At 49.9% G+C, this 4829-nt stretch carries 4 protein-coding genes; 3 read left to right on the forward strand and 1 reads right to left on the reverse strand.

The window, feature by feature from the left end; genetic code table 11:
• Window positions 1-167 precede the first annotated feature (167 nt).
• The gene (locus ACKFKF_RS32790; protein ID WP_446859315.1) at window positions 168-623 is read right to left on the reverse strand and encodes an EVE domain-containing protein; all 456 of its coding nucleotides are present in this window, start codon (window positions 621-623) and stop codon (window positions 168-170) included.
• A 131-nt stretch (window positions 624-754) separates the two neighbouring features.
• Here ACKFKF_RS32790 and ACKFKF_RS32795 point away from each other — a divergent pair, with 131 nt between their 5' ends.
• The 3 genes from ACKFKF_RS32795 (at window position 755) to ACKFKF_RS32805 (ending at window position 4662) form a co-directional block, all read left to right on the forward strand.
• Window positions 755-1570: a squalene/phytoene synthase family protein gene (locus ACKFKF_RS32795; protein WP_446871581.1), complete on the forward strand. Its 816-nt coding sequence runs from the start codon at window positions 755-757 to the stop codon at window positions 1568-1570.
• Between the two features lie 557 nt (window positions 1571-2127).
• Entirely contained in the window at window positions 2128-2406 is a 279-nt protein-coding gene (locus tag ACKFKF_RS32800; RefSeq protein WP_446859312.1) for an HU family DNA-binding protein, read from the forward strand.
• A gap of 435 nt (window positions 2407-2841) precedes the next feature.
• Window positions 2842-4662 carry an AAA family ATPase gene (locus ACKFKF_RS32805; RefSeq protein WP_446871582.1) on the forward strand — a complete coding sequence of 607 codons (1821 nt, stop codon included), beginning with the start codon at window positions 2842-2844 and terminating at the stop codon, window positions 4660-4662.
• Window positions 4663-4829: the final 167 nt, after the last annotated feature.

Genomic DNA, 4829 nt, shown 5'->3' on the forward strand with positions numbered 1-4829 from the left:
AATCGATCGACTCCATCTCTTGATCTCTGGACACAAGAGACGATCGAGCAATTTCGGTGAGGGTGAGTAACCATTCTTTCGCTTTGGGTGCAGAAAGGCTTTTGTTGGGTTTCGCTCTGCTCAACACCAACCTACAGAAAATGAGGAGGTTCAGGCACCCAAGGCATTTACTCAGGCACGATCGTCAGAATCTTTTTAGCTACCGCTTCAGGAACTGGCATTACGGAAAGTCGATTGCCCTGACGCACGACGAGCAATTCATCTGAGGTGAACGTCGATCGCAGCATTTCTAAAGAAACTAAATCGGGCAATTCTTCGACAAATTCCACACAAACGGTTTGCCATCGGGGAGAATCTTGCGTTGATTTTGCGTCGTAATAAGGGCTATCAGGATCAAACTGCGTTGGGTCAGCAACCTCTGATTTGATGACTTTCATCACACCTGCAATCCCCGGAGGCAGCGTGTTGGAGTGGTAAAAGAAGACCAGATCTCCAGACTGCATTGATCGCAAAAAATTTCGCGCTTGATAATTGCGGACTCCATCCCAAATCGTTTGACGATCGCGCTTGAGGTCAGCGATCCCATAGACATTGGGTTCAGATTTCATTAACCAATAATTCATGACAAAAATAGTGAAAATTGTGCGATCGAAACCAGTTGCTTTAAGTCAGTTAAGAACGGTGCTTTCTAGCGTAATCGCCATTTTTAGATCACAACCTGCTATAAAGGTTTCGAGAGAGGAGTGAACACAGCATGAACCCACGTAAAGACGCTTTAGAGATTCTGAAAGAGACCAGTCGGACTTTTTTTATTCCCATCAGTCGTTTGCCTTCAGGTCTTCAAGAAGCCGTTGCATCTGCTTATTTATGTATGCGGGCGATCGATGAAATTGAAGACGATCCCCTGCTTGAAAATGCGACTAAAGCCAAAATTTTACGGGAAATTAGTCTCACTTTGCAGTCAGGAATCGACGGATTTGGAGAAGATGCGTTCAAATCTGCGTTTGGTGAATCGGTCGATCGCTTGCCAGAGGTGTCGCTGAGAATTGGAGAATGGGCAACCCTGGCTCCCAACTCGATTGCGCCGCGCATCTGGGAAGCTACCGCTGCAATGTCTGATCGCATGGCGCACTGGGCCGACTGCAACTGGAGAATTCAAACCGAACAGGATCTCGATCGCTATACTTTTAGCGTAGCGGGTTCGGTGGGTCTGCTGCTCTCGGATCTGTGGGCCTGGTATGACGGCACGAAGACCGATCGAGTTGAAGCGATCGGCTTTGGTCGAGGGTTGCAGGCGGTCAACATTCTTCGTAACCACAGTGAAGACCTGACGCGCGGCGTTGATTTTTACCCAGACGGCTGGACGAGCGATGATCTGCAAACCTATGCCCGTCGCAACATTCAGTTAGCCGATGCCTACACTGCTTCGCTGGTTTTGGGTGGCCCTGCAATGGATTTTTGTCAAATCATTCTCGCGCTGGGTCACGCCACCCTCGACGCAATGCTGCATGGATCTGAAAAGCTAAGTCGCAGTCAGGTCTTAGCTCTAGTGCAACAGATGACGAGCTAGAGAATTGAGGCAAGAAAATTAAGCCGAAGGTGCACGAAAGCGTTGTCCCTATTTGTCCTGTGGACTGTGGGCTGTGGGCTGTGGACATCAGGGGAAGGCAGGGATTCTTTCGTCTCTGGCTAATGTCTTTGGGTTGAACTCTGTTTGGTTAAAAACGGGGCGTTGCTGAATCAGGGGATGAATTGCCCCAAAGCGCGGGAAACCCAAGGTTCAAAGTCCCCCAATTTTGGGGGATTTAGGGGGCGAAAAGATGGACACTTCCCACAGATTCATCCCTGCTTGAGATCTCGACCTAAGCGATCAAGCCGCCAAACGGCGAAAAGTATGGACACTTCTCACAGATTCATCCCTCCAATCAGCAACGCCAAAAACGGATACTTGAGCTAGAAGATCCCTTCCTCAGTTTGAGAAACTTTATGCCGAAAGTCACGGGTCAGCGTCTTGTGTTTTATGGAAAATCTCGTTAAGTCTCTGACCAAAAGATGATTTCTTCTAGTACACTTGCACACTAGACGATCGTGAACTACAATTTAGCGTCTGTTATGTGAGGAAACTCAATGAATAAGGGCGAATTAGTAGATGCGATCGCGCAAAAAGCGGATGTCACCAAAAAGGAAGCGGATGCCATTTTGAGCGCAATGCTCGACACGATTTTGGAAACCGTTGCTACAGGAGACAAAGTGAGTCTGGTAGGCTTTGGCAACTTTGAAGTCAGAGATCGCCAAGCTCGCGAAGGACGCAACCCAAAAACAGGCGAGACGATGCAGATTCCTGCGACCCGTGTACCTGCTTTTTCTGCGGGCAAATCCTTTAAAGAGCGCGTGGCTCCCAAATAGTCGAGTCACTTTAGGCGGTTAGCTTTTAGCGACTAGCGTTGGACTAAACATCTTGATTTCTCAATCCAGCGCATTCAATATTAACGTGAATTCGATGGGGGTTTTCCGCTCCGTTATTCAGCACTTCATCCCCCCAAGCTGCCAATTTTAGGGAATTTAGGGGGCTGAAGCCGATTGAAACGAAGCGAGTCACTCTCATCGAGCTGACGTAATATTACGACTTGTGAAGGGATTTGAAGACTATCCTGGAGTCGATCGAAAGTTGCTAAAAGCTAACCCTTATTGAGGCTTTATCCAAAAAAAATCGTCGCTAAAGGTTTAAGCCATCAAAGTTGTCCAGAGTGCTTTTGAAGATAGGGCAGACAGGCTCAGAGATGCCAAAAACACGCTCTAGACTCTGCCAACTATACTAAAAGCATTGGCGTGTGCGAACCTATGGATAACCTTTTTAGAGAGCTTGAAGAACGGCTAGATCAAGGATTTGAAGAACTTTTAAGCTTTGTCAGAGAGATCGAAGGCAGGGGCGAAAACTCATTTAGTCCAGACGTTTCTAACCATTCTCGCGGCGAGGCTTCCAGGGTTGGCACTGCGTCACGCACTTCGAGTCAAACTGTCGATGAGTCAGATAGTTCTAGTGGCAATGTCATTATTACGCCGCCGCCTCAAGCTGACATTCCTGCCGTCACGCTCACCGGGGTTGGGGGATTGTCTGAAGTCTTGCGAGAACTGCGAGAACTGGTCGAACTGCCACTCAAGCGATCGGATCTTCTGACGCTATTGGGGCTAGAACCGCCGTCTGGTGTCCTTTTGGTTGGCCCACCTGGCACAGGCAAAACCTTGACCGCCCGCAAGTTGGCAGAAGATTTGGCAGTCAACTATATTGCGATCGTCGGGCCAGAAATTATGGGTCGATACTACGGAGAAGCCGAAGCCCGATTGCGAAGTTTGTTTGACAAAGCGGTGAAATCGGCTCCCTGTCTGGTGTTTATTGATGAAATCGACAGCCTTGCGCCCGATCGCTCCAAAGTCGAAGGCGAAGTCGAAAAGCGAGTCGTAGCCCAACTGTTGAGCTTGATGGATGGATTTGCTCAGACTCAGGGCGTGATTGTTTTGGCAGCGACGAATCGCCCCGATCACCTCGATCCGGCCTTGCGTCGTCCCGGTAGATTTGATCGTGAAGTGCAGTTTCGGGTGCCCGATCGCTCAGGACGATTGGAAATTCTCAAGCTGCTGACCAAGACAATGCCGCTGGGAGATGTGGAGTTGGGCGCGATCGCCGATCAGTCGATGGGCATGGTGGGTGCTGATTTGAAAGCACTTTGTCAAAAAGCTGCCTACACTGCGCTGCGTCGATTGATGCCTGCTTTGAATGCCCCGGTGCCAACGACGATAACCGTAACTCAGTCCGATTTTCTGCAAGCGCTCAAACAAATCAAGCCTGCTGTCTTGCGATCGGTCGAGGTTGAATCTCCTAATGTGGCGTGGGATGCGATCGGCGGACTGGATGACCTCAAGCAAACGCTCCAAGAGTCGGTCGAAGGTGCCTTGCTGTATCCCGAACTCTATCATCGAACCAAAGCAAAAGCACCACGAGGCATTCTACTCTGGGGGCCGCCCGGAACCGGAAAAACCCTGTTAGCCAAAGCCGTCGCCTCTCAAGCACAAGCAAACTTCATCGCCGTCAATGGGCCCGAACTGTTGAGCAAATGGGTGGGCGCATCCGAGCAAGCGGTCAGAGAACTGTTTGCCAAAGCACGTCAGGCGGCTCCCTGTGTGGTGTTTGTTGATGAGATTGATACATTGGCTCCAGCGCGGGGTAGCTTTCAGGGAGATTCGGGTGTGAGCGATCGCGTCGTGGGTCAACTGCTGACTGAGTTAGATGGACTACACGACTGTCCCAATGTGCTCTTAGTCGGCGCAACCAATCGTCCTGAAGCGCTCGATCCGGCTTTGTTGCGATCGGGAAGATTGGATTTGCAGCTAAAAGTAGATTTGCCCGATCGTACGAGTCGTCTCGCGATTTTGCAGGTTCACAACCACGATCGACCTTTGGCAGAAGTAGCGTTGGCCACCTGGGCCGACCTGACCGACGATTGGAATGGAGCGGACTTAGCCCTATTGAGCAATCAAGCGGCTCTAGAAGCAGTGCGTCGCTATCGAGGTCAAGGACTGAGCGATCCGAGTGCGATTCAAATTACCCAGGAAGATTTTGCAGCAGCCTACGATCGACTCTGTAACCAACGTCAAACTAGATAGCGATTCGAGCTTAACGTTATGTGAATTCGATGAGGTTACTCACTGCGGTTATTGGCGTTGCTGATTGGAGGGATGAATCTGTGAGAAGTGTCCATCTTTTCGCCCCCTAAATCCCCCATTCTGGGGTAGGGTTGATTTATTCTATGGGAAGGAAATGTAGGCTAAGA

This window comes from Phormidesmis sp. 146-12 (genome assembly GCF_052939495.1).

Bases quoted from the DNA above. Each gene is read 5' to 3' on its own strand.
- ACKFKF_RS32790 (WP_446859315.1), bottom strand. From the start codon at position 623: ATGAATTATTGGTTAATGAAATCTGAACCCAATGTCTATGGGATCGCT.
- ACKFKF_RS32795 (WP_446871581.1), top strand. From the start codon at position 755: ATGAACCCACGTAAAGACGCTTTAGAGATTCTGAAAGAGACCAGTCGG.
- ACKFKF_RS32800 (WP_446859312.1), top strand. From the start codon at position 2,128: ATGAATAAGGGCGAATTAGTAGATGCGATCGCGCAAAAAGCGGATGTC.
- ACKFKF_RS32805 (WP_446871582.1), top strand. From the start codon at position 2,842: ATGGATAACCTTTTTAGAGAGCTTGAAGAACGGCTAGATCAAGGATTT.